Genomic DNA, 287 nt, shown 5'->3' on the forward strand with positions numbered 1-287 from the left:
AGGGCCCGGGTAGACAACCCGGTCGATAGGCTGGAGGTGTACGCGCGGCGACGCGCTCAGCTGACCAGTACTAATAGCCCGTGCGCCTTGTTTTCTTCCTCACACTTCCTTTCCACCCTGTTTGATTCCAACTTTCGGTCCCGGCCGACGTGGCGGCGCCCATAGCCAGCCTTCCCGGACGGTGACCAGAATCTTGTGCTGGCATCCATGGAGGAGGGGGTACACCCGATCCCATTCCGAACTCGGAAGTTAAGCCCTCCATCGCCGATGATACTGCGTATTCGTGC

2 rRNA genes are annotated in these 287 nt (G+C 59.9%); both read left to right on the forward strand.

Annotation, left to right across the window (positions count from 1 at the left end):
* Positions 1-95, forward strand: a 23S ribosomal RNA gene (locus V6B97_RS17235); the annotation flags it as partial.
* Positions 96-197: 102 nt separating this feature from the next.
* A 5S ribosomal RNA gene (gene rrf / locus V6B97_RS17240) occupies positions 198-287 on the forward strand; the annotation flags it as partial.

The sequence above is a fragment of the Nitratidesulfovibrio sp. 1201_IL3209 genome (genome assembly GCF_036763125.1).
Classification (GTDB): Bacteria; Desulfobacterota; Desulfovibrionia; order Desulfovibrionales; family Desulfovibrionaceae; genus Cupidesulfovibrio.